General features: G+C 56.2%; 30 protein-coding genes. 5 read left to right on the top strand and 25 right to left on the bottom strand.

Going from position 1 to position 26956, the window contains the following annotated elements; genetic code table 11:
* Positions 1 to 39: 39 nt before the first annotated feature.
* From paaI to orn, 9 genes are all read right to left on the bottom strand, one after another.
* Positions 40 to 501, bottom strand: a complete 462-nt coding sequence (gene paaI / locus U2949_RS02760; protein WP_009455979.1) for a hydroxyphenylacetyl-CoA thioesterase PaaI — start codon at positions 499 to 501, stop codon at positions 40 to 42.
* The gene (gene paaG / locus U2949_RS02755; protein WP_321286036.1) at positions 501 to 1292 is read right to left on the bottom strand and encodes a 2-(1,2-epoxy-1,2-dihydrophenyl)acetyl-CoA isomerase PaaG; all 792 of its coding nucleotides are present in this window, start codon (positions 1290 to 1292) and stop codon (positions 501 to 503) included. Before paaG ends, paaI begins: the two co-directional genes overlap by 1 nt.
* 14 nt (positions 1293 to 1306) lie before the next feature.
* Entirely contained in the window at positions 1307 to 2971 is a 1665-nt protein-coding gene (paaN, locus tag U2949_RS02750) for a phenylacetic acid degradation protein PaaN (RefSeq protein ID WP_321286032.1), read from the bottom strand.
* An 83-nt stretch (positions 2972 to 3054) separates the two neighbouring features.
* Entirely contained in the window at positions 3055 to 4137 is a 1083-nt protein-coding gene (paaE, locus tag U2949_RS02745) for a 1,2-phenylacetyl-CoA epoxidase subunit PaaE (RefSeq protein ID WP_026482954.1), read from the bottom strand.
* A gap of 4 nt (positions 4138 to 4141) precedes the next feature.
* Positions 4142 to 4642, bottom strand: a complete 501-nt coding sequence (gene paaD / locus U2949_RS02740) for a 1,2-phenylacetyl-CoA epoxidase subunit PaaD (RefSeq protein WP_060185316.1) — start codon at positions 4640 to 4642, stop codon at positions 4142 to 4144.
* 5 nt (positions 4643 to 4647) lie between these two features.
* Positions 4648 to 5412, bottom strand: coding sequence for a 1,2-phenylacetyl-CoA epoxidase subunit PaaC (gene paaC, locus U2949_RS02735; protein WP_026482956.1), 765 nt, complete (start codon positions 5410 to 5412; stop codon positions 4648 to 4650).
* An 8-nt stretch (positions 5413 to 5420) separates the two neighbouring features.
* Positions 5421 to 5705 (bottom strand): 1,2-phenylacetyl-CoA epoxidase subunit PaaB, encoded by a 285-nt coding sequence (paaB, locus tag U2949_RS02730; RefSeq protein ID WP_003799192.1) that lies wholly within the window; start codon positions 5703 to 5705, stop codon positions 5421 to 5423.
* 94 nt (positions 5706 to 5799) lie between these two features.
* Positions 5800 to 6792 (bottom strand): 1,2-phenylacetyl-CoA epoxidase subunit PaaA, encoded by a 993-nt coding sequence (paaA, locus tag U2949_RS02725; RefSeq protein ID WP_009455984.1) that lies wholly within the window; start codon positions 6790 to 6792, stop codon positions 5800 to 5802.
* 286 nt (positions 6793 to 7078) lie between these two features.
* Complete coding sequence (gene orn, locus U2949_RS02720; RefSeq protein WP_009455985.1) at positions 7079 to 7624, bottom strand: oligoribonuclease; 546 nt, start codon at positions 7622 to 7624, stop codon at positions 7079 to 7081.
* Positions 7625 to 7667: 43 nt separating this feature from the next.
* On the opposite strand from orn, the gene U2949_RS02715 reads away from it, so the two are divergent.
* Complete coding sequence (locus U2949_RS02715; RefSeq protein WP_257722743.1) at positions 7668 to 8915, top strand: M48 family metallopeptidase; 1248 nt, start codon at positions 7668 to 7670, stop codon at positions 8913 to 8915.
* Complete coding sequence (rsgA, locus tag U2949_RS02710; RefSeq protein ID WP_026482958.1) at positions 8912 to 9811, top strand: ribosome small subunit-dependent GTPase A; 900 nt, start codon at positions 8912 to 8914, stop codon at positions 9809 to 9811. The genes U2949_RS02715 and rsgA overlap by 4 nt, the downstream gene beginning before the upstream one ends.
* A gap of 79 nt (positions 9812 to 9890) precedes the next feature.
* On the opposite strand, the gene U2949_RS02705 is transcribed toward rsgA, so the two are convergent.
* Both U2949_RS02705 and rplS read right to left on the bottom strand, forming a co-directional pair.
* Complete coding sequence (locus U2949_RS02705; RefSeq protein WP_321286028.1) at positions 9891 to 10580, bottom strand: NUDIX hydrolase; 690 nt, start codon at positions 10578 to 10580, stop codon at positions 9891 to 9893.
* A 135-nt stretch (positions 10581 to 10715) separates the two neighbouring features.
* Positions 10716 to 11090 (bottom strand): 50S ribosomal protein L19, encoded by a 375-nt coding sequence (gene rplS, locus U2949_RS02700; RefSeq protein ID WP_003799181.1) that lies wholly within the window; start codon positions 11088 to 11090, stop codon positions 10716 to 10718.
* Positions 11091 to 11362: 272 nt separating this feature from the next.
* On the opposite strand from rplS, the gene U2949_RS02695 reads away from it, so the two are divergent.
* Both U2949_RS02695 and U2949_RS02690 read left to right on the top strand, forming a co-directional pair.
* Positions 11363 to 11638, top strand: a complete 276-nt coding sequence (locus U2949_RS02695; protein WP_321286026.1) for a biotin--protein ligase — start codon at positions 11363 to 11365, stop codon at positions 11636 to 11638.
* Positions 11635 to 12405 carry a lipoate--protein ligase family protein gene (locus U2949_RS02690; RefSeq protein ID WP_026482960.1) on the top strand — a complete coding sequence of 257 codons (771 nt, stop codon included), beginning with the start codon at positions 11635 to 11637 and terminating at the stop codon, positions 12403 to 12405. Before U2949_RS02695 ends, U2949_RS02690 begins: the two co-directional genes overlap by 4 nt.
* A 31-nt stretch (positions 12406 to 12436) precedes the next feature.
* Here the strand turns inward: U2949_RS02690 and U2949_RS02685 are convergent, their stop codons facing one another.
* The 6 genes from U2949_RS02685 to U2949_RS02660 all read right to left on the bottom strand — a co-directional run bounded on the left by U2949_RS02685 (position 12437) and on the right by U2949_RS02660 (position 18449).
* On the bottom strand, positions 12437 to 12631 hold the full coding sequence (locus U2949_RS02685; protein WP_026482961.1) for a hypothetical protein: 195 nt from the start codon (positions 12629 to 12631) through the stop codon (positions 12437 to 12439).
* Between the two features lie 374 nt (positions 12632 to 13005).
* Complete coding sequence (locus tag U2949_RS02680) at positions 13006 to 13647, bottom strand: peroxiredoxin (protein ID WP_009455994.1); 642 nt, start codon at positions 13645 to 13647, stop codon at positions 13006 to 13008.
* A gap of 187 nt (positions 13648 to 13834) precedes the next feature.
* Complete coding sequence (locus U2949_RS02675) at positions 13835 to 15652, bottom strand: acyl-CoA dehydrogenase (protein WP_321286023.1); 1818 nt, start codon at positions 15650 to 15652, stop codon at positions 13835 to 13837.
* Positions 15653 to 15760: 108 nt separating this feature from the next.
* Positions 15761 to 16690 (bottom strand): electron transfer flavoprotein subunit alpha/FixB family protein, encoded by a 930-nt coding sequence (locus U2949_RS02670; protein WP_026482963.1) that lies wholly within the window; start codon positions 16688 to 16690, stop codon positions 15761 to 15763.
* Positions 16691 to 17440: an electron transfer flavoprotein subunit beta/FixA family protein gene (locus U2949_RS02665; protein ID WP_009456000.1), complete on the bottom strand. Its 750-nt coding sequence runs from the start codon at positions 17438 to 17440 to the stop codon at positions 16691 to 16693.
* 85 nt (positions 17441 to 17525) lie between these two features.
* On the bottom strand, positions 17526 to 18449 hold the full coding sequence (locus U2949_RS02660; RefSeq protein WP_026482964.1) for a histone deacetylase family protein: 924 nt from the start codon (positions 18447 to 18449) through the stop codon (positions 17526 to 17528).
* A gap of 11 nt (positions 18450 to 18460) precedes the next feature.
* Here U2949_RS02660 and mltB point away from each other — a divergent pair, with 11 nt between their 5' ends.
* Complete coding sequence (gene mltB, locus U2949_RS02655) at positions 18461 to 19654, top strand: lytic murein transglycosylase B (RefSeq protein ID WP_026482965.1); 1194 nt, start codon at positions 18461 to 18463, stop codon at positions 19652 to 19654.
* Here mltB and cysM read toward each other — a convergent pair.
* The 8 genes from cysM to rpsA form a co-directional block, all read right to left on the bottom strand.
* The gene (gene cysM / locus U2949_RS02650) at positions 19651 to 20556 is read right to left on the bottom strand and encodes a cysteine synthase CysM (protein ID WP_026482966.1); all 906 of its coding nucleotides are present in this window, start codon (positions 20554 to 20556) and stop codon (positions 19651 to 19653) included. The genes mltB and cysM overlap by 4 nt on opposite strands.
* Before the next feature lie 99 nt (positions 20557 to 20655).
* Positions 20656 to 21042: a ComEA family DNA-binding protein gene (locus tag U2949_RS02645; protein ID WP_026482967.1), complete on the bottom strand. Its 387-nt coding sequence runs from the start codon at positions 21040 to 21042 to the stop codon at positions 20656 to 20658.
* 116 nt (positions 21043 to 21158) lie between these two features.
* Positions 21159 to 22157, bottom strand: a complete 999-nt coding sequence (gene rfaD, locus U2949_RS02640) for an ADP-glyceromanno-heptose 6-epimerase (RefSeq protein WP_026482968.1) — start codon at positions 22155 to 22157, stop codon at positions 21159 to 21161.
* Positions 22154 to 23083: a D-glycero-beta-D-manno-heptose-7-phosphate kinase gene (gene rfaE1 / locus U2949_RS02635; RefSeq protein ID WP_051316229.1), complete on the bottom strand. Its 930-nt coding sequence runs from the start codon at positions 23081 to 23083 to the stop codon at positions 22154 to 22156. The genes rfaD and rfaE1 overlap by 4 nt, the downstream gene beginning before the upstream one ends.
* On the bottom strand, positions 23080 to 24327 hold the full coding sequence (lapB, locus tag U2949_RS02630) for a lipopolysaccharide assembly protein LapB (RefSeq protein ID WP_026482969.1): 1248 nt from the start codon (positions 24325 to 24327) through the stop codon (positions 23080 to 23082). The genes rfaE1 and lapB overlap by 4 nt, the downstream gene beginning before the upstream one ends.
* Before the next feature lie 16 nt (positions 24328 to 24343).
* Positions 24344 to 24676, bottom strand: a complete 333-nt coding sequence (locus U2949_RS02625) for a lipopolysaccharide assembly protein LapA domain-containing protein (protein WP_153230502.1) — start codon at positions 24674 to 24676, stop codon at positions 24344 to 24346.
* A gap of 114 nt (positions 24677 to 24790) precedes the next feature.
* Positions 24791 to 25150: an integration host factor subunit beta gene (locus tag U2949_RS02620; RefSeq protein ID WP_026482971.1), complete on the bottom strand. Its 360-nt coding sequence runs from the start codon at positions 25148 to 25150 to the stop codon at positions 24791 to 24793.
* A gap of 5 nt (positions 25151 to 25155) precedes the next feature.
* Positions 25156 to 26874, bottom strand: a complete 1719-nt coding sequence (gene rpsA / locus U2949_RS02615; RefSeq protein WP_022983279.1) for a 30S ribosomal protein S1 — start codon at positions 26872 to 26874, stop codon at positions 25156 to 25158.
* Positions 26875 to 26956 lie beyond the last annotated feature (82 nt).

Below are 26956 nucleotides of genomic sequence, written 5' to 3'. Positions count from 1 at the left end.
CCGACCCCCCCGGGTCTACAGGGTATGTATCGTCAAAAATTATTTTTTTTCAATCCCGCCCAATACCGTGCCATTTAGCCGGTACGAGCGCCCACGGAACAAGGCAACGCGCTTGTTGTTCTGGTTGACCACCTCGATGTCATACACCCCGGTGCGCCCTGCCAGGGAGGCCTCGACCGCACGAGCGGTCAGGACGTCCCCTTCAAAGGCGGGAGCCAGGTAATCGATGGTGCAACCGGACGCAACAGTCGGTGCATTGCGAGAATTGCAGGCAAACGCAAAGGTGCTGTCAGCCAACGCAAAAATGAAACCACCGTGACAGGTCTTGTGCCCATTGAGCATGTCGGCGCGCACCGTCATGCTCATGTCGGCCTTGCCCGGTGCCACGCTATCCAGGCTCAGGCCCAAAGCCTGAGATGCCTGGTCATTGCCATACATATGGTCACTGACCTGCTCGGCCAGTGCTTGTGGGTCTTCAACAGCCATTGCGTTGCTTTGCATTACTTTCCTTTAAATTGGGGGGCACGCTTGCCCAGGAATGCATTAACACCCTCGCGGTAATCTTCGGATGCACCCAGTTCACGCATCAAGTCGCGTTCCAGATCCAACTGTTGATCAAGCGAATGGGCATCACTGGCATAAATCGCTTTCTTGGCATAGGCCAGACCTTTGGTCGGGGCCTGCGCAAAATGGGCGGCCAGTTCGTTCAGGCGAGCCTGGAAAGCTTCATCGTCCACGCACTCCCAGATCAGGCCCCACTGCGCTGCCTGCTCGGCCGAGAGCTTGTCACCCAGCAAAGACAGGCCCATCGCGCGTGCCGTGCCCACCAGACGAGGCAGGAAGAAGGTACCGCCAGTGTCAGGCAGCAAGCCCAGGCGGCAGAATGGCTGGATGAAGCTGGCCGAACGAGTGGCGATCACGATGTCACCGGCCAGAGCCAGGTTCGCGCCAGCACCGGCGGCCACACCATTGACACCCACCACCACAGGGGCCGCCAGCGCACGCAGACGGCGCACCAGCGGTGCGTAGTACTTTTCGATGGTGCCACCCAGATCCACGGGTGCATCACCGGCGCTCATCTGACGCTCGGACAAATCCTGACCCGCGCAAAAGCCACGGCCATTACCGGTCAGAATCAGTACGCGCAGATCCGCGCACTGTTCCACTTTATCCAGAGCCTGAGCCAGCTCGCCGTGCATATCGGCCGTAAAGCTGTTGAGCTTGTCGGGACGATTCAAGGTAATGCGTGCTACGCCATTTTCCAGCTGAAATTGAATACTTTGGTCAGTCACCTGGCCACCCTCCTTTAGAAATGCCAGCGAGTCTGAACGACACGGAAGCGGTTAGCAACGTAGGCCGAATCCGACAGGGATGCGTTGGCAGCCGGGTTGGCGCCAGTGCCGTGGAAGTCGCTATAGGCTGCGGTCTGGTTGATGAACACAGCGCCGGTCAGGTTCAGGGACAGGGATACGCCGGAACGCTCGGCCATGCGCTGGATCTTGGCGGTTACGGCATCATCGGTGCTGTAAGCCGACAAGGTCAGTGCGCCGTGCTCGATCACGTTGCGACCTGCCACTTCAATGCTTTGCTCGGTCGAATCGGTTTGCACCACAAAAACGATGGGGCCGAACCATTCTTGTTGAATCTCGGGCTGATCCACACTTGCTTGCAAGACCAGCGGTGTACGTACGCGGGCACCAGGGAATGCGGGGTGTTCCAGCGTCTGGCTGTCAGCCAGGATAGGCATGCCCAGTTGGCGAGCCTGATCAATACGCTGTGCGCAAGCTTCGTTTTGCACGGCGCCCGTAATCTCAACGGCACGGGCCGGATCGGACACCAGCTTTTGCACTGCCTGGGCCAGACCGTGAGCCACTTCGTCAAAGCTCATCACGCCATCGGCAGTGCGGATACCGTCACGAGGCACGTAAATGTTTTGAGGAGCGGTACACATCTGGCCGGAGTACAGCGCAAAGGAGAACGCCAGGTTGCGGGCAACCGCCTTGAAATCTTCAACCGAATCAATAATCACCTGGTTCACACCGGCTTTTTCGGTGTAGACCAAGGCGTGGCGAGCATTTTCTTCCAACCAGTTACCGTTCTGGCTGCTGCCGGTAAAGTCGATCAGCTTGACGGCCTTGTTCAGTGCCAGTTGCTGGGCGGTGTCTTCCGATGGCTCATGAGCGGCCAGCAAGACCACATTAGGATTGAAACCGGCTTCGGCCAGCACTTCGCGGGCGACAGCAACGGTAATGGCCAGAGGCAGAATCGCGCCAGGGTGCGGCTTCACAATTACGGTGTTACCGGTTGCCAGCGAGGCAAACAGACCGGGGTAACCGTTCCAGGTCGGGAAGGTGGAGCAACCAATCACCAGACCAATGCCACGGGGTACCACTTTGAACTGCTTCTTCATCTGGATGGGATCGTGCTTGCCCTGGGGCTTGATCCAGTCAACCAGACCAGGGATACGGGACATTTCCTGCCAAGCGTAAGCCACGGCTTCCAGCGCACGTTCCTGGGCGTGAGGGCCACCGGCCTGGAAGGCCATCATGAAGCCCTGACCCGTAGTGTGCTGCACAGCGTGAGCGATCTCGAAGCTACGCTGATTCAAGCGATGCAGGATTTCCAGACAAATACCGACCCAGGCTTGCGGGCCAGCATCGCGCCAGCTGTCCAGTGCCAGTTGCGACTGAGCCAGCAATTGGTCCACCGGCACTTTGGGGTAGCTAATGCCCAGCTCAAAACCAAAAGGCGATTGCTCGTTACCGACTTCACCTTGTGCGCCTTCCAGCGTCAAGGGAAAGGCTTTGCCACGGTAGGCTTCAAAAGCAGCCTGACCATCCTGAGCCGCGGTTTCACCGTAGGCGCGCGGGCTGGGATTTTCAGGATAAGCGCTCCAGAAGTTGCGCTCCAGAATACTGCTCAAAGCCTGATCCAGTGTTGCCTGATGCGTCTTGAAAAAATCTGCTGCCATACAATGTGCTCCTGAAACTAGTAGGACGCCAAGCTGGGAAGCTGGCGTCCAGATTCTTGAAAAACCGCTATTTTGCTGCGGTCTTAGGTTTCCTGATCGAAGTCAATCACCACCCGGTCGGTAACCGGAAAGCTTTGGCAACTGAGCACGAAACCGCGGGCTACTTCGTAATCTTCCAATGCAAAGTTGGCGTCCATGTCCACTTCGCCCTCTACCACTTTGCAACGGCAGGTAGAACAAACTCCACCTTTACAGGAGTAAGGCAATTCCAGCCCTTGCTCCAGTGCCGCGTCCAAAATGCTGCTGTTGCTTTTGCTGATAGTCAGGTTGCGGGTAATGCCGTCCTGAATCACGGTCAGCTCGCACTCTTCCTTGCCCGGAGCCTTGCGCGACTCTTCGCCCGTACGCAGTGCACGTGGGCCTTTGGGGGCGCCGAACAGCTCGAACTTGATCTGGGATTTTTCCAGGCCGTTTTCCTGCAAGGCAGCAACCACCTGCTCGCTCATGTCCTGGGGACCACATACAAAGGCCACGTCCACACTGGCTGGATCAAACCATTGCTGCATCAGCTGACGCACTTTCTCGCCATCCAGACGGCCATTGAACAGGTCAATATCCTGCGTTTCCCGGCTCATGATATACACGATGGAGAAACGTTCCATATAGGTGTTTTTCAGGTCCTCGATCTCTTCGCGGAACATGATGGCCGAGGAAGCACGGTTACCGAAAAACAGCGTGAAAGTGGACTTGGGCTCGGTATCCAGCGCGGTCTTCACCAACGACAGAATCGGTGTAATGCCGCTACCGACCGCAAAGGCGGCGTAACGGTGCGCCTGGCTGGGATCGAAGTCCACGGTGAAGTTGCCATCAGGTGGCATGACTTCCAGGGTGGTACCCGCCTCCAGGTGGCTATTGGCCCAGGTGGAGAACGCACCATCATTCACACGCTTGATCGCCACGCGCAGCAAACGATCGTGCGGAGCCGCACAGATCGAGTAGGATCGGCGCAATTCCTGGCCATCCAGGTGGGTGCGCAAGGTCAGGTACTGACCGGGACGAAACTGAAACACATCCTGCAAATCCTCGGGCACGGTAAAGGCCACCACCACGGCATCGCGGGTGCTGCGGGAGACCGAAGCCACAGGAAGAGAATAAAACTGACTCATAGGACTAATGCGCCTTAAAGTAATCGAATGGTTCACCGCAGCTGATGCAGCGATACAGCGCCTTGCAGGGCGTGGAGCCAAACTGGCTGATCACCCGTGTATGCGTGGAGCTGCATTGAGGACAAGCCACCACGGGCGCCTCGGGCTGACGCAGCAAACCAGAAATATCAACCGCACTTTGGGCCGGAGGAGCGATACCGTAATCGCGCAAGGCCAACTTGCCCTGCTCGCTCATCCAATCGGTCGTCCAGGCCGGTGACAACTTGGTATCCACCCGAACCTGCTCGATACCAGCCTGTTGCAAGGCCTGTTCAATCGAGTGGCTCATCTCGTACATCGCCGGACAACCGGAGTAGGTCGGTGTGATGGTGACCACACACACGTCCTGCTCCCAACTCACGTCACGCACAATGCCCAGGTCCAGCAGGGAGATCACGGGGATCTCCGGGTCTGGAACCGTGGCCAGCACTTGCATGACCTGCTCGGTGCTCCAGGTCTGTGTCATGGCGATCACCAAGTGGCGTCAGGATACATACGTGGCAGGTGCTGCATTTCTGCCAACAGAAACCCTAACGCTTCCGTGTGACGGCCTTGCGGGCCACCACGGTAGGCCTTGTGCTGAGCATCCTGTTCAGCCGGGCAACGCAAGGTAGCGCGCTCCAGGGCATTCTGGATGTATTCCAGGCAAGGCTGCCACAGGCTGGCCATCAAAGGCACAGCCTGACGCTGAGCCAATTCCTCGGTGACTTCGTCATCCAGGAACAGCTCGCCCAGGTAGAACCAGGCGTCATCAATCGCTTTTTGCATGCGCTTGTGGCTTTCAGGCGTACCGTCGCCCAAACGCACGATCAAGTCGGTCGAACGACGCAGGTGATACAACACTTCTTTATGTGCCTTCTGGGCAATGGCACGAATCTGTTCATCGCTGGACTCGACCAATTGCTCCAGCAAGAAGCAATGCCAGGCATCAAACAGGAACTGACGTGCCAGGGTATCGCCATAATGACCGTTCTCGCGCTCGACCAACAGGAAGTTGGCGTACTCGTGAACATCACGGTGATAAGCCAGACGATCTTCGTCACGACCCTGACCTTCAGTCTCGCCTGCCAGTGTCAGCCACATACGGGCCTGACCCAACAAGTCCAGTGCAGTATTGGCACAGGCCAACTCTTCTTCCAGAGCCGGGCCGTGACCAGTCCACTCACCCAGGCGCTGAGCCAGCACCAGGGTGGAATCGCCCATGCGCAGGGCGTAGGAAAACAAAGCTTTATCCATACCAATTCCTACATATTGATGCCGTCAGGCATGGGGAAAAACGTAGGGTGACGGTAGACCTTGGTGTTGGATGGCTCGAACAGCGGGCCTTTGTCACCAGGGCTGGAGGCAGCGATATCAGCTGCACGCACGACCCAGATGCTCACGCCTTCGTTACGGCGGGTGTATACATCACGGGCATTGTTGATGGCCATTTCGGCGTCCGGAGCGTGCAGGCTGCCTACGTGCTTGTGGGCCAAGCCATGCTGGCTGCGAATGAAAACTTCCCACAGGGGCCAATCGTTCTTGCTCATAACTGAAAATTCCTTGCTGTGCAGCGGCGCTGTCAAAGCGCCTGCTGCGAATCGGATCGAATCAGAAACCGTACTGGTTTCCTAGCCTTCTTGATCAGGCCACCTTGCGGACGGCTTCCTGCTTTTGGGCATGTGCATCCAGTGCATCACGGAACCAGGCGCCGTTCTCGTGGGCCTGGACTCGGGCTTCGAGTCGCTCACGATTACAGGGACCATTGCCCTTGATCACCGCCCAGAATTCTTCCCAATCGATCTCGCCAAAGTCGTAGTGACCGCGCTCTTCGTTCCAGCGCAGATCAGGATCAGGAATGGTCAGGCCCAGGTACTCGGCCTGAGGCACGGTCTGGTCCACCATTTTCTGGCGCAGTTCGTCGTTGGAGAACAGCTTGATCTTCCATTGCATGGACTGGGCGCTATTGGTGGAGTCCGCATCCGAAGGGCCGAACATCATCAAGGCAGGCCACCACCAGCGGTTAATGGAATCCTGAACCATGGCCTTTTGCTCCGGTGTGCCATGCAGACACATCTGGATCAGCAAATCGTAACCCTGACGCTGGTGGAAGGACTCTTCCTTGCACACGCGCACCATGGCACGGGCGTAAGGGCCGTAGGAGCAGCGGCACAGCGGAATCTGGTTGATGATGGCCGAGCCATCGACCAGCCAGCCGATCATGCCGATATCGGCCCAGTTCAATGTTGGGTAGTTAAAAATACTGGAGTACTTGGCTTTGCCCGACAGCAGATCGTCGACCAGCTTGTCACGGCTTACGCCCAGCGTTTCGGCCGCGCTGTACAGGTACAGACCGTGACCGGCCTCGTCCTGCACCTTGGCCATCAAGATGGCTTTGCGCTTGAGCGAAGGGGCGCGGGTAATCCAGTTACCTTCGGGCAGCATCCCGACAACCTCGGAGTGCGCGTGCTGAGAAATCTGGCGAACCAAGGTTTTGCGATAGGCTTCGGGCATCCAGTCCCTGGCTTCGATGCGGACACCCTCATCGATGCGCTCTTGGAACCGACGCTCTTCGTCGGACATCTGTTCGATATCCTGGACCTGCTTGACGCCTGTCTCTACAAGTTGTGCATACATGACCATCCCCGGTAAGAGTGCAGAAAGCGCCCAAACAAATTTGTTTCGACGCAAACCATATACACTTCATTATTTAATACGAAAAATGTGATGTCAATCGCAAAACCGTATCATATGGCCTTGGAACAGATACTTTAAGGGTAAATACTTAGACGTAAAAAAACCGAGGCGCGACAAATCGCTATCCTCGGTTTTGATCCTGCCAATGTATCCCCGCCTACCGCTGCAGCGCGCTCACGAACTGTGCTGGGACCCTCACACCTTCCGCCCTGCCTGCCCTTCCCGTTTACAGACGGATGAAGTGCTCGCGGTAGTGTTTCAGCTCGTCAATGGACTCGTAAATGTCGGCCAAGGCCTCGTGGCGGCTTTGCTTGACGAAACTTTTAACCACTTCAGGCTTCCAACGCAAAGCCAGTTCTTTCAGAGTGCTGACATCCAGATTGCGATAGTGGAAGAAAGCCTCCAGACGAGGCATGTAGCGGTACATGAAACGACGGTCCTGGCTGATGGTGTTGCCACACAGGGGCGACTTGCCAGCCGGTACGTGCTCTTTCAGGAATTCCAGCAACTGATCCTCGGCCTGCGCTTCGGTCAGGGTAGAAGCTTTGACCTTGTCGATCAGGCCGCTACGGCCATGCGTACCCTTGTTCCAGGCGTCCATGCCATCGAGCAATGCATTGCTTTGATGAACCACCAGAACCGGGCCTTCCGCCACCAGAGTCAAGTCTGCTTCTGTTACCACGACCGCAACTTCGATGATGCGCTCTTTGTCCGGATCCAGTCCTGTCATCTCCATATCGAGCCAGACCAGACGCTGTGTATGAACCGCCATATAATCATTCCTCAAAACGCCCATTTTACATATAGCCGCCTACATGCTGACTTTGTTGTTCATTATCTTTCTGCTTGCAGACGTTTTGCTGCGCTTTTATTTAGGCCTGCGGCAGATCCGGCACGTTTATCGTCATCAGAACGAGGTGCCGGCCGAGTTTTCCGAACGCATTGGCCTGCATAGCCATCAACGTGCGGCACGCTACACCATCGCACGCACCCGGCTGGGTTTAAGCGAGCGTCTGGTAGAGGCCCTGGTCTTGCTGGGCTTTACGCTGCTGGGCGGTCTGCAGTGGCTGGATGTCACGCTGGGCAACTGGATCAGCCATGAACTGCTGCGTCAGCTGACCCTGATTGGCGCGGTCCTGGCGATTATGGGTGTCGTGGGCCTGCCTTTTGCCTGGTATCGCAAGTTTGTACTGGAAGCGCGCTTTGGTTTTAACCGCATGAAGCCTGCCCTGTTCTTTGCCGATACCGCCAAAACTCTGGTCATCGTCCTGATTCTGGGTACACCCTTGTGTGCCGCCCTGCTCAGCCTGATGGATTGGGCCGGCCCCTCCTGGCCCTGGTACGGCTGGGGTCTGTGGCTGGTTTTCAATCTGCTGGTGCTGTGGCTATACCCGCGCGTTATCGCCCCCATTTTCAATACTTTCAAACCACTGGAAGATGCCAACCTGCGTGAACGCATCAATGCCCTGGCACAGCGTTGCGGCTTTCAGACCAACGGCTTGTATGTGATGGATGGCTCGCGCCGCTCTGCCCATGGCAATGCATACTTCACCGGTCTGGGTCGCCAAAAGCGCATCGTGTTTTTTGATACCTTGCTGAACAAGCTGCAGCCCGAAGAAGTGGAAGCCGTGCTGGCGCATGAGCTGGGCCACTTCAAGCATCGCCATATCCAGCGCCGTCTGCTGATCAGCGTATTCACATCCCTGATCTTTTTTCTGCTGGCAGGCTGGGCCTGGGGCAAGGTTGGCTTTTATACCGGCCTGGGCGTGATTCCCCAGTTAGGTCGCCCCAACGACGCCCTGGCCCTGATCCTGTTCTTTATGGTGGTTCCCACCTTCACCTTCTGGATGGGCCCCTTGAGCGCCCTGCTCTCACGCCGGGACGAATATCAGGCCGACAGCTTTGCCGCCCAGCACAGCCAGGCCCAGGACTTGATCAGCGCCTTGCTCAAGCTCTATAACGACAATGCCGCAACCTTGACGCCCGACCCTATGCACTCTGCCTTTTACGATAGCCACCCCAACGCGATTGATCGCATTCGACACCTGAAAAGCCTGGCATGACATCTAAATACCTTAGCGGTCTGGTGACCGCCGCCCACGGTCGTCACTACTTTGTCGAACTGCCTGATGGCGAAACGATCAAGTGCTTCCCTCGTGGAAAAAAAGCCGGAATTGCGGTTGGCGATCAAGTCGATGTGTTGATGCAGGCCAAAGGGGAAGGCTCTATTGAGGCGGTGCAAGAAAGGCGCAATCTGCTATATCGCTCTGACGACTTCCGCACCAAGCAGTTTGCCGCCAATATTGATCAGCTTCTGATTGTGGTGGCGCCAGAACCCGTTTACTCCGAAGACTTGCTGGGGCGCGCCCTGGTCGCGGCCTGGAGCGTGGATATTGAGCCGGTGATTATTCTGAACAAGGCCGATCTGAGCACCCACCTGGAGCGCGCACGCGCCAAGCTGGCCCCTATCGCCGCCCTGGGCGTCCCTATTCTGGAAATGGTGGCGCTGGAGCCAGAACAGACACGGGAAGCGCTGGCCCCCTGGCTGGCGAACAAACGTACCTTGCTGCTGGGGCAAAGCGGCATGGGTAAATCCACCCTGCTCAATGCCCTGGTCCCGGATGCCGGCGCGCTGACCCAGGAATACTCGCAAGCCTTGGGGGCGGGCCGACACACAACCACCAGCACCCGCCTGTATCACCTGCCCAATAGCGGCGACCTGATCGACAGCCCCGGCTTCCAGGCCTTTGGCCTGTCGCATATGACACAGGAAGATATTGCGCACGGCTTCCCCGATTTCCGAAAAGCGGTGGAGTCCTGCCGCTTTTATAACTGCACCCACCGGCATGAACCGGGCTGTGGCGTGCTGGCGGCCATCGAAGCAGGCAGCATTCACCCAGAACGGCACGCGCTGTACCAGCGTTTGCTGGCCGAGCACGAAAACAAGCCACGCTATTAAGGGAACAAGGGGCAAAGCAAAACGCCCCTTTTTTGTGAAGGCGGGATCCGCTACCGGAGCACCCGCCGGTCAGGCCTGATTACAGGCCTTTGGCGCGAGTATCCCCACCGGCAGACAACTGCACCCAGGCAGCCGACAAGTGGTGATAAAGATTACGGATCAAGACCGCCGTGGCACCCCAGATAAAGTACGGCCCCCAAGGGATGGAGAAGTAGTAACGTCCCGCCCCGTCCGGCAAATCGGCGTGATGCAGTTGATGACGCTGCGGGTCCAGCAGGACCGACAAGGGCACTTCAAAGACCTCGGCCACTTCCGAGCTATCGGGCAACACCTGAAAACCCTCTTGCAGCTCGCCAATAATGGGGCGCATCGCAAACTGGGTACTGGTCACAAAAATAGGATGCTGACCCAGATAACGCACAAAGCGCGGCTCGATGCCGATCTCTTCCTGGGTTTCACGCAAGGCGGCTTCGACCGGCCCCAGATCCGAGGCTTCAATACGTCCACCGGGAAAACTGATCTGCCCCGCATGGTTGTGCAAGTGCATGGCCCGACGCGTAAAAATGATGGTGGGCCCTTCGGGGCGCTGCATCACGCCAATACAGACGGCGGAGCGCACATTCATGGAACCGGGCAAAAACTCTGGATAAAAGGAGCTGCGAAACAAAGGCTCGACCTGCCACTGTATAGGCTGGGCAAAAGCGCTACGCAGAAAATCCAGCTGCTGGGCCTGAGCAGGCAATTCAGGCAAAGAGTCTAATGCAACCATAGGCTGGCTGCGAGGGTCGAATCCAGGAACGATAACGGGCCTGATACGAGGCTTATCCATAAGAACTGGTATGTGATCCCACATAAAAACAAAGGCACCCGCCTGGGTGCCTTTGCATCGCTGTTCGCTAGGGAATTAGTTACCCGAACGACGAACGAGTTTTTCTTTGATGCGAGCGGCTTTACCCGAGCGATCGCGCAGATAGTACAGTTTAGCACGACGCACAGCGCCACGACGCTTGACTTCGATGCTGGCGATCTGAGGGGAATACAGCTGGAATGTACGCTCAACAGCTTCGCCCGAAGAAATCTTGCGAACGATGAAAGAAGAGTTCAGACCACGATTGCGACGGCCGATAACCACGCCTTCGTAAGCCTGGACACGCTTACGCGTACCTTCAACCACGTTTACGTTCACAACAACAGTGTCACCAGGACCGAACTCGGGAGGCAGCTTGCCACCGGTCAGGCGCTGGATTTCTTCTTGCTCAAGAATAGCGATCAAATCCACGATTGACTCCAAAACCATCGTATCAGCCGCACACATTATAAAAATCGCGCTGACAGAGGATGAAAAAATGATTAGCCCATGATTCTATCAGCAAAAAGCCTGAATTACCAAGCTTTTTGACTGATCGGGGCTTCGTTTCCCGGCGTTTAACTACGCTAAAATACGACACTTTGGGCACGGTGCCCCCGTATTAAACGCAGCAAAGGCGGAAATTTACTCGATTCGCCCTCCCCTTGGCAAAAAGGGGCCGACCTTATCAAAGGACACAGTCTATGCATGCTGAATACAAAGTCCCTGGCGGCAAGCTGGTCGTGATCGATCTGGATGTCAAAGACCATATGATCGAACAAGCACGATTGAGCGGCGACTTTTTTCTGGAACCCCCCGAAGCACTGGGCCTGATCAATCAAGCCTTGCAGGGCCTGTCCGTCAACAGCAGTGCTGAAGAAATCGCGGCTCATGTTAGCCGCGTCCTGCCTGCCGACATCGAAATGTTCGGTCTGGACCCGCAAGCCATTGGCGTGGTCGTGCGGAGGGCCTTGGCATGATGAGCTGGAACGAGTTGCCCTGGGAACTAGTCCATATGGAGCCCCAACCCGCTGCCCTGCATATGGCTCTGGATGAAATCATCACCCAGGAAGTCAGTGAAGGCACCCGCGCCCCCACCCTGCGCATCTGGGAGTGGCAGGAAGCGGCGGTGGTGATTGGGCGTTTCCAGTCCCTGCGCAATGAAATTGAAGCCGAAGCAGCTGCCCGTCACGGTATACGCGTCGTGCGCCGTATCAGTGGCGGTGGTGCCATGTTCATCGAGCCAGGCAACACCATAACGTATTCGCTTAGCGTACCCAAGCAGTTTGTAGCCGGCATGACGTTTCAGGAGTCCTACGAGTTTCTGGATTCCTGGGTGATCGAAGCCCTACGGGAAATTGGTATTGATGCCTGGTACCAACCGCTGAACGACATTACCAGCGCCGGTGGAAAAATTGGCGGCGCCGCACAAGCACGCCGTGGCAATGCTGTCTTGCACCATGTGACCATGGCCTACGATATTGATGCTGACAAGATGCTGGAAGTCCTGCGCATCGGCAAAGAAAAGCTCTCGGATAAAGGCACCACCAGCGCCAAGAAACGCGTGGACCCTATCCGCAGTCAAACCGGCATGAGCCGCGAGGCTGTGATTGAAGCCATGCTGGACGTGTTCCGCAAAAAGACGGCACTTAAACCCCGCACACTGGAAACACCCACACTGGAGCAGGCCGAAAAACTGGCACGCGACCGTTTCCTGTCAAACGACTGGACACAACTGGTGCCCTGACCGCCCCTTGGAACAGCACAAGGGCGTGGCCTTAAAACCCGCCCATGCTGCCCAACCACAACAAGCCAGGAATACTGGCACCCCACACGGCAACCAAACACACATCCATGACCTTGGCCTTGAAAGACAGAGGCTTGGTGAACGGACTGGACGAGGCTGCGGAACGGACTGGGCCACGGAAACGAGGAGTGGCTTGAGGACGGTAATGACGGCTTGGACTGGACATGGCTAACTCCGTTTACTGTTTTCTTATACAGTACTGTACTTAAAGCCAGCTTTTAGTGCAATTAGTACCTGCGCGGATGTTGCGCCTTGTCCACTAATACGCTGAACCCCAGTCCTGAAGCCAGCTGTAGTCAATTTCTTACCAGGATTGCCTTGCCTACCTCCTCCCCTCCGTGGCTGGAACACTGTGATTACCCAGTGTTTTTATACAGTAGTTCTATGCCGTACTTGCGATCCTCTGACACCCTTGAAAAAACACCAGGACAAGTACTTAGCCCAAGCGAGAGCCGTCTGCCTAGAAAGCTGTACCCACAAAAAAGCCCTCGTGCCATAAGCAGGAGGGCTTTCTGTCTGAGCCTAAAGACCAAGTAGCAATTACTTGTTAGGCTGAGGCGTCACACGCAGGTAAGGACGGATCTCGGTGTAGCCTTTGGGGAATTTCTGTTTCAGAACTTCAGGATCCTTCAGGCTGGGAACGATGATCACGTCGTCACCATCTTCCCAGTTCACTGGCGTGGCCACACTGTGGCTGTCGGTCAGTTGCAGGGAATCGATCACGCGCAGGATTTCGTTGAAGTTGCGGCCCGTGCTGGCTGGGTAAGTGATGATCAGACGCACTTTCTTGGCCGGGTCGATGATGAACACCGAACGCACTGTCACGGTGGTGCTGGCGTTGGGGTGGATCATATCGTACAGATCCGAAACCTTGCGGTCAGCATCAGCCAGGATGGGGAAGTTAACGGTGGTTTTCTGAGTTTCGTTGATGTCATCAATCCACTTGCCGTGGGAATCAACGTCGTCAACGGAAACGGCAATCACTTTCACGCCGCGCTTGGCGAACTCATCCGCCAGCTTGGCGGTGTAACCCAGTTCGGTGGTGCACACAGGCGTAAAGTCGGCTGGGTGGGAGAACAGAACGCCCCAGCTATTACCCAAGAACTCGTGAAACTTGATGGTGCCAGCGGAGGATTTTTGTTCAAAATCAGGGGCCAGGTCACCCAGACGAAGTGTAGCCATTACGTTCCTCTTTTCGAAATGCAGCCGCGATCAGGAGATCACCGACTTAAATAATCAGGACTAGTCAGATGATTTTGTCAGTATAAAGAGCACGTTTCAAATAATTAAACGTTATATCAATATACCCAAAAAAAGGCCCGGCAGCCAAAGAAGCTGCGCGGGCCTTCATGCCTTGGGGCTGATCGACTTACAGCAGTTCGGTCGACAGGTAAGGAGTCAGCTCCACACCATCCGCCACGGACTGTGCCAAGGCACTGGCACGCGGCAGCAGGTGGCTGGCAAAGAACACGCTGGTCGAGAGCTTGCGGCGCAAGAATGGATCCTGACTGCCTTCGCTCAATGCTTTCTCTGCAGCCAAAGCGGCACGAGCCATTTGCCAGCCAGTCAGCACATAGCCGGACAGCATCAGGAATGGCACACTGCCCAGGAACACGGCAGGCAGGTCTTTCTGAGCGTTCGTCAAGGTGAACATGGCAGCGCGTTCCACGCTCTTTACACCGGCTTCCAGACGATCGGCGATCAGGGTCAAGGCCGCTTTGTGATCACCGCCTTGAGCCGCACGTTCGCGCAGCTTGGCAACAGTCGCGCCCAACTCGGGAGCCAGGCCCTGGATCACAGCGCCGGCATCTCGCAGAACCTTGCGACCGATGAAGTCATTGGCCTGAATCGCGGTTGTGCCTTCGTAGATAGGCAGAATGCGCGAGTCGCGGTAGTGCTGGGCCGCACCCGTTTCTTCGATAAAGCCCATACCACCATGCACTTGCACGCCCAGGGAAGTCACTTCCAGGGACATTTCAGTGCTGAAACCCTTGACCACAGGCACCAGGAATTCGTACAGAGCCTGGTAGCGCTTGCGGGCATTTTCGTCGGCACTATGACGCGCCTTGTCGTTCACACCGGCAGCAAAGTAAGCCAAGGCACGGGCGCCTTCTGTCAGAGCACGCATTTGCACCAGCATGCGCTGCACGTCGGGGTGATGGGCAATCGACACAGCCTTGCCGCCAGTCAAAGGAGCACCCTGTACACGCTCGTTGGCGTATTCAAGAGCCTGCTGGAATGCACGTTCGGCCACGGCGATACCTTGAACGCCCACCGCGTAACGGGCCGCGTTCATCATGATGAACATGTACTTCAGGCCTTCGTTTTCCTTGCCGACCAGGTAGCCGACGGCGCCCTCGCCCACCTCACCCTTGCCCGAGCCGTACAGCAGCACCGCGGTTGGACTGCCATGGATACCCAGCTTGTGCTCCAGCGAAGCACACCAGACGTCGTTACGGGCGCCCAGGGAGCCATCGTCGTTCACCATGAACTTGGGCACGATGAACAGCGAGATCCCTTTCACACCGGCAGGTGCATCAGGCGTACGGGCCAGCACCAGATGGACGATGTTCTCGGCCATATCGTGCTCACCGTAGGTGATGAAAATCTTTTGACCGCTGATGCGGTAGCTGCCGTCATCCTGAGGAACAGCACGGCTGGCAACCTGGGCCAGATCCGAACCGGCCTGAGGCTCGGTCAAGTTCATGGTGCCGGTCCAGCGGCCTTCCAGCAAGGGAGGCAGGAAACGTTGTTTCTGTTCTTCCGAGCCAACCATGGACACGGCTTCGATCACGCCGTCGGTCAGCAACGGACACAGGGAAAAAGCCAGGTTGGCAGCATTGATGTTCTCACATGCCACGGCGCCGATCAGCTTGGGCAAGCCTTGGCCACCCAGTTCGGCTTCGTGCTGCAAACCCTGCCAGCCAGCTTTTGCAAATTCTTCAAAGGCTTTCTTGAAGCCGGGTGTGGTGGTGACCACACCATCATTCCACTTGGCGCCATTCTGATCACCGGCGCGGTTCAAAGGTGCTACTTCCTGCTCAACGAAGCGGGCGTTCTCATCAATAATGGCATCGATCAACTCGGCCGAGAAATCCTCAAAGCCAGGCAATTCCAGCACACCAGGTAGATCAGCCAGCTCTGTAAGTGCAAAGCGGATGTCTTGGGTGGGTACACGATACGTCATGAACACTCCTACACAGAAACAAAAAGGACCGAAGCCACAATCAGGCCCCTAGGATATACGCACTGAAAAAAAGCCTGCTGGAGAAGTCCCCAGCAGGCCGAAGGGCGCTTAGAGCGCTTTTTCTAACTCAGGCACAGCCTCAAACAGATCCGCGACCAAACCGTAGTCGGCCACGCCAAAAATAGGCGCTTCGGGATCTTTGTTGATCGCCACGATAACCTTGGAGTCTTTCATGCCAGCCAAGTGCTGGATGGCACCGGAAATACCCACGGCCACGTACAGCTGAGGAGCCACGATCTTGCCTGTCTGACCCACCTGCCAGTCGTTCGGAGCATAGCCGGCGTCCACTGCAGCGCGCGACGCACCCAGAGCGGCACCCAGCTTGTCAGCCAGACCGTCCAGCAATTTGAAGTTTTCGGCGCTGCCCATACCGCGACCACCGGACACGACCACACCGGCACCCGCCAGCTCAGGACGGTCGCTCTTGGCCACTTCTCGGCTGACAAACGTAGAACGGCCCGAATCAGCCACGGCGCTCAGCTCTTCAACAGCGGCACTACCACCTTCAGCGGCCACAGCGTCAAAGGCGGTGGTACGCACGGTGATCACTTTGACGGCATCGCTGGACTGAACGGTCGCCACAGCATTACCGGCATAAATAGGACGGGTGAAGGTATCAGCCGACTCCACGGACAAAATGTCCGACACTTGGGCAACATCCAGCTTTGCCGCAACGCGAGGGGCAATGTTCTTGCCCGAAGCGGTTGCCGGGAACAGGATGTGGCTGTAATTGGAGGCGATGGCCAGCACTTGGGCAGCCACGTTCTCGGCCAGGCCTTCAGCCAGTGCAGGGCCATCGGCCAACAGGACTTTGCTGACACCCTGAGCCTTGGCAGCCGCCTGGGCCACGCCAGCAGCCTGGTTACCTGCGACCAGAACATGCACATCACCGCCGATCTTCTGAGCGGCAGCCAGGGCGTTGAGCGTTGCAGCCTTCAGCTGCTGATTGTCGTGCTCGGCAATAACAAGGATAGCCATTTAAATCACCTTCGCTTCGTTCTTCAGTTTCTCGACCAGTGTGGCAACATCGGGCACCATAATGCCGGCAGCACGAGCTGGAGGCTCAGTCACTTTCAGAGTTTTGATACGAGGAGCCACATCAATGCCCAGCTCTTCAGGAGTCAGGGTTTCCAAAGGCTTTTTCTTGGCCTTCATGATGTTGGGCAGTGTCACGTAACGAGGCTCGTTCAGGCGCAGGTCGGTGGTGATCACAGCGGGCAGGCTCAGTTTCAGTGTTTCCAGACCGCCGTCCACTTCTCGAGTGACCGACACGCTGTCGCCCGAAACTTCAACTTTGCTGGCAAAAGTGGCTTGTGGCCAGTCCAGCAGCGCAGCCAGCATCTGGCCGGTTTGGTTGGCGTCATCGTCGATCGCCTGTTTGCCCAGAATCACGAGCTGAGGCTGTTCTTTGTCCACCACGGCCTTGATCAGCTTGGCCACGGCCAAAGGCTGCAACTCAGCATCGGTTTGCACCAGGGTGGCCCGATCCGCACCAATGGCCAAAGCCGTGCGCAGCGTTTCCTGGCTTTGTGCAACGCCGCAAGAAAGAGCGATCACTTCAGTGGCTGCACCGCTTTCTTTGAGGCGAGTGGCCTCTTCGACAGCGATTTCGTCAAAGGGATTCATGGACATTTTCACATTGGCAATGTCCACCCCGGTTTGGTCAGATTTCACGCGCACCTTGACGTTATAGTCAACTACGCGTTTCACGGGTACTAACACCTTCATGTAATGTTCTCCAGTGCAGTCTTAAATAAAAATTATTCTGTTGAAATAAGGCCTTAGAAGAATTCCAAAGCCCGAAGCCACTCGCCTAAAGCCCGGCGAAGGCCTTGATGTGAGCCACCACGCTGCGCCCCAGGGACGAGGGATCGTACCCCCCTTCCAGCATACTGACCAGACGTTGTCCGGCACTAGGCGCACTGGCCTGGACCACCATAGCGGTCAATTCCGCATAATCGGCTTCAACCAAGCTGAGCTGTCCCATTTCATCTTCACGGTGGGCATCAAAGCCGGCCGAGAAAAAGACAATTTCAGGGGCAAACGCCTCTATGCGGGGCAAACAAACCTGTTTGAACAGATCGATAATCTGAGCAGACTTGGTGTAGGCCTCAACCGGTATATTTACCATGTTTTGCGCCGCCGGGTCCTGAAAGGAATCAGGAAAAAACGGGGACTGAAAGAAACTGCACATCAGAACCCGCTCGTCGCCGGCAAAAATCTGCTCGGTTCCATTGCCGTGGTGCACATCAAAATCCACGATCAGCACACGCTTGAGGCCATATTTTTCCATCGCATAGGCCACGGCCACAGCGATATTGTTAAAAAAACAAAACCCCATCGCCCGCGCCCGCTCGGCATGATGACCGGGAGGTCGTACCGCACAAAATGCGCCCGTCGCCCCTTCGTTCATGACGCCATCGACTGCATCCAGGCCCGCTCCGGCAGCGGCATAGGCTGCTTCCAGAGTGTGCGGATTCATCAAGGTGTCCGGATCGATATTGAAATACCCCTGCTGCGGCAATTGCTCTTTGAGCTTTTGCACGTAAGCGGCATCGTGTACCCGCAAGATATCCTCATCCGTTGCCAGCCTTGCCTGTCGCTGAGCCAGATAGGATGCCAGACCGCTTGATAGCAGTTGATCGTTTATGGCATCCAGTCGCTGCGGACTTTCCGGATGCCATCGGCCCATCTCATGCAAATGGCATGATGGATGGATAAAATATAGTGTCTCCATGAGGATGGATTATGTTCAGACCCACTCGAATTTTGCAAGCAGTACTGATCGCGCTGAGCACTGCCGGCTGCGCCACAACCACTTCCCAAGCTCCGTCCACGGACACCAAACCCAGCAGCGGCGCGGCTTTCCAGACCTCGGTAAAAAAAACCGGCACCGTCGCAATCAAGGCTTTGGCCGAACCCGAGTCCATTCAGGCCGGTGAATCTCGCTCTGGTCGGACACAATTTTTTAAATTAAACGGTGAATTAAACGATGACATTGCGAGCTACGCCCAGGAAGTGGCGACAGTACGCAAGATCCCCCTGGATGTCGTCACCGATATGTTGCAGCAAGCTCAATATAACGAGACCGCCGCCAAATTAATGCGCCCCACCAAAGGGCGCATCAAGCGCAGTTGGGTAACGTATAAAAAACGCAATGTAGACCCGGCCCGCATTCAAGGTGGCGTCCAGTTCTGGCAAAAACATCGCCTGGCCTTGGACCAGATTGCCAAAGACTATGGTGTACCGCCCTCTATTATTGTGGCCATCCTGGGCGTGGAAACCGTCTACGGCAAAATCATGGGCGACTTCAAAGTGCTGGATGCCTTGTTTACGCTGGGCTTTGCCTATCCGGATGACAGCCGTCCCGAGCGTGGGCAGCTGTTCCGCGACCAATTGGCTGACCTGATCGAATTGCATTACCAAGGCGAGCTTGACGCACGGATTGTTCAGGGCTCCTTCGCAGGCGCCATGGGTATGTCCCAATTCATGCCCGGCAGCCTGATACGCTATGCCGTCGATGGGGATGGAGATGGCCGTATTGATCTGCGCAATAACCCAGCCGATGCCATGGCGTCGATTGCCAACTTCTTGCGTGCACACGGCTGGGAACCCGGCCTGCCGGTTTTTGCTCCGGTCGAATTGAGCAACGCAAGTAAAGCGATGGTGGACGGCGGCATTTATCCAAAACTTAGTTGGGCACAATTGAATAATGCCGGTGCGACGGTGAAAGGTCAGAGCCAGAACGCAGGCCCCTGGCAGCAGGCTCAATTAGGTGTAGTGAACCTGGTGGACGAGCCACGCAATACCACCGAGTACCGCCTGGGCACGCCCAACTTCTTTGCCATTACCCATTACAACCGCAGTTACTTTTATGCCAGCTCGGTCGCCGATCTGGCTTCCGAACTGGCCAAACAAATGGGCTATGGCAACCCTAATTAATTAAAGATGCCGGTAGACAGGTAACGGTCGCCACGGTCGCACACAATAAAAACGATCGTGGCGTTTTCCACGCGCTGAGCAACGCGCATGGCAGCCACCAGAGCACCGCCGGATGAAATACCGGCACAGATTCCCTCTTCAGCAGCCATACGACGCGTCATGATCTCGGCCTCTTGCTGGCCAATTTCCTCGAACATATCCACTTTGGAGGGATCGTAAATTTTGGGCAGATACTCTTCTGGCCATTTACGAATGCCGGCAATTTGCGCCCCTGGTGCAGGCTGAGCCCCCACCACCACTATGCCGCTATTCTGGCTACGCAAGTAATTACCCACCCCCATAATGGTGCCGGTCGTACCCATGGCGCTGACAAAGTGAGTAATCTGGCCATCAGTTTGCTGCCAGATTTCCGGGCCAGTACTGTGCACGTGCGCCGCTGGATTATCCTTGTTGGCAAACTGATCCAGCACCTTGCCCTGCCCTTCGGCCTGCATCTTCAGCGCCAGATCACGGGCATACTCCATACCGCCTTGATCCGCAGGCGTCAGAATCAACTTCGCTCCGTAAGCCGTCATGGAAGCACGACGTTCCAGCGACAGGTTATCGGGCATGATCAAAATCATTTTGTAGCCACGCACGGCCGCAATCATGGCCAGTGCAATACCAGTATTGCCACTGGTGGCCTCGATCAAGGTGTCTCCCGGCTTGATATCACCGCGGCGCTCGGCCTCCTGAATCATGGAACTGGCAGCACGGTCTTTCACCGAACCGGCAGGGTTATTGCCTTCCAGCTTGGCCAACAAGACATTACCGCGTGCCTGCCCAAACTCGCCTGGAATACGCTGCAAGCGAACCAAGGGGGTTTGGCCAACGGTATCTTCAATGGTGGGATAGTTTTTCATCGATCAATCTCTTACCTTGAGCAAGAAGGCAGCCAGCTCGCACTGACTGCCCATGCAGACTAAACAAACTACTAGCTTAAAGCGAGTCTACGCCCAGGGCTACGGCTTTCTTCTTATATCCGCATCGGCCGTATTGGAAACCGCCTTGCTGGCGGCTTTGGCAGGCTCCACTTTCAGGCCCGACTGCTCCATCGTAATGATCTTTTTCGCGCCTATCCCTTTGACCCGGTCCGCCAAATCCTGCAAAGAATCGAAAGGGCCACCCCGCTGGCGCTCCTCCAGAATCAACTCCGCCGTGCGGGGGCCTATACCTTTAATTTGCTGCAATTGCTGAGCATCAGCCGTATTCAAGTCGACCGCGGCGGCCAAGCTCCAAGGCCCCAATAAGCATAGGGCAAGCAGAAAGCGAAGAACGGACGCACGCCAACCTTGCATTGAGTGCAGCCAGCGATGGGAAACGGGGGACAAGATCAGGGGGGTAGACATGATAAAGGCTCCTTGGAAAGAAGCCTTTATGGTGCTGCCTGGGTGAATGCAAAAGCGGGCCGGAGACCGCGTTTAGCCATGCGTGGCAGCCCGCATGGACTTTAAAGCCCTGCTGCTTAGCGCAGAGCCCCCGACTGCAGCAGACGGCGTACGTACTCGGCGACACCCGTCTGTACATCGTGGAAAGGCTTATCGTAACCGGCCGCACGCAGCTGTGTCAGGTCTGCCTGGGTGTGGCTTTGATAACGGCCTTTCAGATCATCCGGAAACGGGATGTATTGCAGAAACTGCTGCGTCACCAACTCTTCCAATGTCAGGGCAGGCAAGCCATCATGCTCACGCAAGGTGTTGACGACGGTCTGGGCCACATCATTGAACGGCTGGGCACGTCCCGAACCGCAGTTGAAAACGCCCGACTGCTTGTCCTGACCCAGGAAATGCAGGTTCACCGACACGACATCATCAATAAAGACAAAGTCGCGCTGCTGGCCACCATCTACATAACCATCCCAACCCCCAAACAAAAGCACATGACCGTCGCGACGGTATTGCAGCATATTGTGATAAGCCACCGAGGCCATACGACCTTTGTGCTGCTCTTGTGGGCCATAGACGTTGAAGTAACGCAGGCCGACCACTGGCGCACTAAGGCTATCCAGATGACGACGCAGCACTTGGTCGAACAGGAACTTGGAATACCCGTAGACGTTCAACGGCGCTTCGTTGCTGAGGTCTTCGGCATACAGCGGACCAGCACCGTAAACAGCGGCGGACGAAGCATACAAGAGAGGGATACGCTTGGCCTGACAGTACTCAAAGATTTCCAGCGTGACGCGGTAGTTGTTGTCCATCATGAACTGACCATTGCGCTCGGTAGTATCCGAACATGCGCCCTGGTGCAACACAGCCTCAATATTGGAGAACTCGTCGCGTGCCAACCGGGCACGGAAATCGTCCTTGTCCATATAGTCGGCAATTTGGCCATGCACCAGATTGACGAACTTGTCGCCATCGCTCAGGTCGTCCACCACCAGAATGTCAGTCACACCCTGCTGGTTCAGGCCTTTCACCAAATTGCTGCCAATAAAGCCAGCGCCACCGGTCACTACGATCATGCCAATTCCTTTGCCGTCACAATGGACGTACCCAATTTTCCGACCACGATACCACCCGCGCGGTTCGCCCAACGCATGGCCTGCAACCAGTCCAGACCTGCCGCTCGCATCACCGCCAGCGTTGCCAATACCGTGTCCCCGGCACCCGAGACATCGAACACCTCTTGTGCCTGCGCATCCACATGCTCACGCCCCTGCTCGGTGAACAAGGTCATCCCTTGTTCGGAACGGGTAATCAGCAAGCATTCCAAATTCAGTTTGCGACGCAAATCTTGAGCGCGTCGCATCAAATCATCTTCATCTTTCCAGGCGCCCACGGCTTCCTGCATTTCCGAACGATTCGGCGTCAGGATGGTGGCACCTTGATAGCGCTCGTAGGTTTTGCCTTTGGGGTCGACCAGAACTGGAATGTTCTTTGAACGCGCCAACGCAATCAAACTTTCTACCTGAGCCAAAGCGCCTTTCGCATAGTCCGACAAGACCAGCACTTGATGCTGATCCAACAAGTCGCTCATGTTTTGCTGCAACTGATCCAAAGCACTGCTGGCCGGGCTTTCTTCAAAATCCACGCGCAGCAATTGTTGCTGACGCCCCAGCACGCGCAACTTCAACGACGTAGGCATGATCGGGTCTTGCACCCAATGAGCCTGAACATGGTCCGCCTTAGCCAGTTCACGCACAGTCTTGCCCGCTTCGTCCTGCCCGATCACGCCCAGCAGGCTGGCCTGGGCACCCAAAGCGGCAATATTGCGTGCCACGTTGGCGGCACCACCCAGACGGTCCTCTACCCGCCCCATCTTGACCACAGGAACGGGTGCTTCGGGGGAGATACGATCAACATCGCCAAACCAGTAACGGTCCAGCATGACGTCACCCACGACCAGCACACGGCTGGCAGCAACAGCTTCACCAGGGAAGGTCATCATTTCAGCTCCTCAAGGCGGCGAGGTGCATAAGTTTCCCAGGAGTTGCAGCCGGGACATTGCCAATAGAAATGGCGAGCCTCAAAACCGCAAGAACTGCAGGAATAACGATCCAGACGCTGGGTGTGACGATGTATCAAGGAACGCAGCAGGCTCAAATCCGCACCTGCAATAATCTGATCGACACCGACGGCCTCGGCGCCTTCGGCACCTTCCTTGCTCTGCCCTTGATCCTGGAGTTCAACTTCCAGCATCTTGTCCAGACCCAATAAAGAAGGATGGGCACGCAAGGCATCACGCGCAAACGCCCAAGCCTGCAAATGGCCTTCCTGTTCACGCAGAACACGGAACAGCACATTGAAAATATCCAGGCTGGGATGCTGCTGATAATGACTGCGCAACATGGCAACGCCCTCTTCGCCCCGCCCCAGCTTGCGGTAACTATCCAGCAGCTCGGTCGCGTACAGGCCTACATATTCAGGCGCACTGCTCAAAATGGAGACCAGGTAAGCACGCTCCTGTTCGCTCTGGCCTTGCATACGCGCCACACGAGCACGCAAACCCGCAACCCGCGCCTGAGAAGCATACATGCCTTGGCCTGTCCCCAGCTTGCGAATGGCATTATCAGCCTCGTCCAAGGCTTTGGCGGCACGTTCAAAATCAGGCTGCTTGCCTTGCAAGGCCCCTTCGGCCTGCTCACACTGGTAATGCACCAATTGCGGCACGGGCTCATCGACCAAGGCACGCAAACGGCGCACCGCTTCAATGGCACGCGGCCAATCGTGCTCGGACTCATAAATCCGGATCAAAGCGCGCATGGCCGGAATAGCAAAGCGCGTTTCACGCACTGCCTCGAAAGCGGCCTCGGCCCGATCCAGCATGCCGGCTTTCAGGAAATCCTGGGCAATCTGAAACTGGGCATTTTCACGATCTGCAACCGGCAGATCAGCGCGCGACAGCAGACTTTGATGCACTCGGATGGCGCGCTCCATTTCACCACGACGGCGAAACAGGCTACCCAATGCAAAGTGCAGCTCGGTGGTTTCGGGGTCCAGCTTGGCCACTTCCACAAAGGCGTCAATGGCACGATCCGGCTCTTCATTGAGCAGAAAGTTCAAACCCTTGAAATAGGAATCCGGCAAAGTGCGGGTTTCGGACATCATCTGCCGAAAATCCACCCGCGCGGCCACCCAGCCCAAGGCAAATAGAATTGGTACAAAAACCAACCACCAGGTTTCAAAATCCACTGTTTACTCCAACGGCTTACAAAGGCGCCAAGGGGGCGACGGTCTCGGGCGCAACAGCGGCCGTATTCACGGGCGATTGCTGCACTTGCTCCAGTCTGTCTTGCAAACGGTCCATTTCACGGCGCAAGCGGTTGACCTCGCGACGGCGACGCATCACGGCACCCACCATCAAAAGCAGCCCCAACACCAAACCTAAAATAAACGCGGCCAGCATTACGACGATCAGCGGAACGTCTTGAATAATATGCTCGGCGAAAAAACTGACTTGCACCGGTTCCGTGTTTTTCAGTGCGAACAGCAGCACGATCACAAAAACGAGCAGACGCAGTACCCAGACTAGATAGCGCATTTTTAGGGCTCCAACAGTGTTTTTATAATGTCTGATTGTACGTGCAAGCGGAATTTAGCGCACACGCAAAACAGGCCCTGTAAAGGGCCTGTGTAATCAGTGTGCAAGTAGGTCTTAACCGTGACGGACTCTCGCATTGAGCTGCTCGAAGGCAGACGACTGGTCGTCTGCTTCGATTTGCTCTTGCTCAAGAAAGACAGAATCGACTCGCTCGCGCAACTCCTTGCCGGCTTTGAAGTGCGGCACCTGTTTACCAGGCACCATCACTTTCTCACCGGATTTGGGATTGCGCCCTACCCGCGGGGAGCGGGTAGAGAGCGAAAAGCTGCCAAACCCTCGGATTTCGATCCGTTGACCGCTGGCCAGGGCCTGGGTCATAGAATCCAAAACCGTTTTCACGGCGAAATCCATATCGCGCAGAGCCAGCTGCGGATAGCGGCTGGCCAACAACGCGATCAGCTCAGACTTTGTCACGCTGATTAACCGTCGTCACGTTGCTGCTGGTCCAGCTTGGCACGCAGCAGAGCACCCAGATTGGTCGTACCGGACGAAGCGCTGGCTTCGGTCAGGCGGGCCATAGATTGAGCGGTTTCGGCGGTATCACGAGCCTTGATGGACAACTGAATCGAACGGGTCTTGCGATCCACGCTCAAGATCATGGTTTCGATTTCCTGACCTTCTTTCAGAGCCGTCGTGGCATCTTCAACACGACCCGAGGAGATCTCGGAGGCGCGCAGGTAGCCTTCAACGTCCAGCGACAGAGTTACAACAGCACCCTTGGCTTCCACGGACTTGACGACGCCGCTAACCACGGCACCCTTGTCGTAAGTAGCTACGAAGTTGTTGAACGGATCGCCTTCCAGCTGTTTGATACCCAGGGAAATGCGCTCTTTGTCGGTGTCGATACCCAGAACCACGGCGTCAACTTCGTCGCCCTTCTTGAAGTTGCGAACGGCTTCTTCGCCAGTCTCGGACCAAGACAGGTCGGACAGGTGAACCAGACCGTCGATGCCGCCTGGCAGACCAACAAACACGCCGAAGTCGGTGATGGACTTGATGCCACCGCGAACCTTGTCGCCGCGCTTGAAGTTGATGGCGAAATCTTCCCATGGGTTGGCACGGCACTGCTTCATGCCCAAGGAGATACGACGACGATCTTCGTCGATTTCCAGAACCATGACTTCGACTTCTTCACCCAAGGTCACAACCTTGCGTGGGTCAACGTTCTTGTTGGTCCAATCCATTTCGGATACGTGAACCAGACCTTCGATACCGTCTTCCACTTCAACAAATGCACCGTAGTCGGTCAGGTTGGTAACCTTGCCGAACAGACGGGTGTTTTGTGGGTAGCGACGTGCCAGACCGATCCATGGATCTTCGCCCAGCTGCTTGACGCCCAGGGAGACGCGGCTCTTTTCCTGATCGAACTTGAGGACCTTGGCTTCGATTTCCTGACCCACCTGCAGAACTTCGGATGGGTGACGAACACGGCGCCATGCCATGTCGGTGATGTGCAGCAGACCGTCGATGCCGCCCAGATCCACGAACGCACCGTAATCGGTGATGTTCTTGACGATACCTTTGACGATAGCGCCTTCGGACAGGGTTTCCAGCAGTTTCTGACGCTCTTCGCCCATGGAGGCTTCCAGCACAGCGCGACGCGACAACACGACGTTGTTACGCTTGCGATCGAGCTTGATAACCTTGAATTCCAGGGTCTTGCCTTCGTATGGCGTGGTGTCCTTGACAGGACGCAGATCAACCAGCGAACCGGGCAAGAATGCGCGGATGCCGTTGGTCATGACAGTCAGACCGCCCTTGACCTTACCAGTGATGGTACCGTTGACCAGTTCGCCGGACTCAAGCGCTTGCTCGAGGGACAACCAGGCCGACAGACGCTTGGCGCGGTCGCGGGACAGGATAGTGTCGCCGTAGCCGTTTTCAAAGGCGTCGATTGCCACGGAAACAAAGTCACCAGCTTGAACTTCCAGCTCGCCCTGATCGTTCAGGAACTCTTCCAGAGGGATCAGTGCTTCGGACTTCAGGCCAGCATTGACCAGCACGTAGTTGTGGTCAATACGCAGAACCTCGGCGGAGATAACTTCGCCGCTTTTCAGGTCTTGGTTTTTAATGCTTTCTGCAAACAAATCGGCAAAGCTTTCGCCGCCCGTTGCGTCTGTGTGAAGGTTAGTGGACATTAAATCAATCCGTCAGCCAAAATGGCCGTTAAAAAACACACCAGGCAGAACCCGGTGGAGTGAACAAAGCCCGATCAGCACG

It is taken from the genome of Alcaligenes phenolicus, assembly GCF_032063905.1.
In the GTDB taxonomy this organism is placed as follows: Bacteria; Pseudomonadota; Gammaproteobacteria; order Burkholderiales; family Burkholderiaceae_B; genus Alcaligenes; species Alcaligenes phenolicus.
Note: the sequence above shows the minus strand (reverse complement) of the source record. Positions and strands in the feature narration are given on the sequence as shown.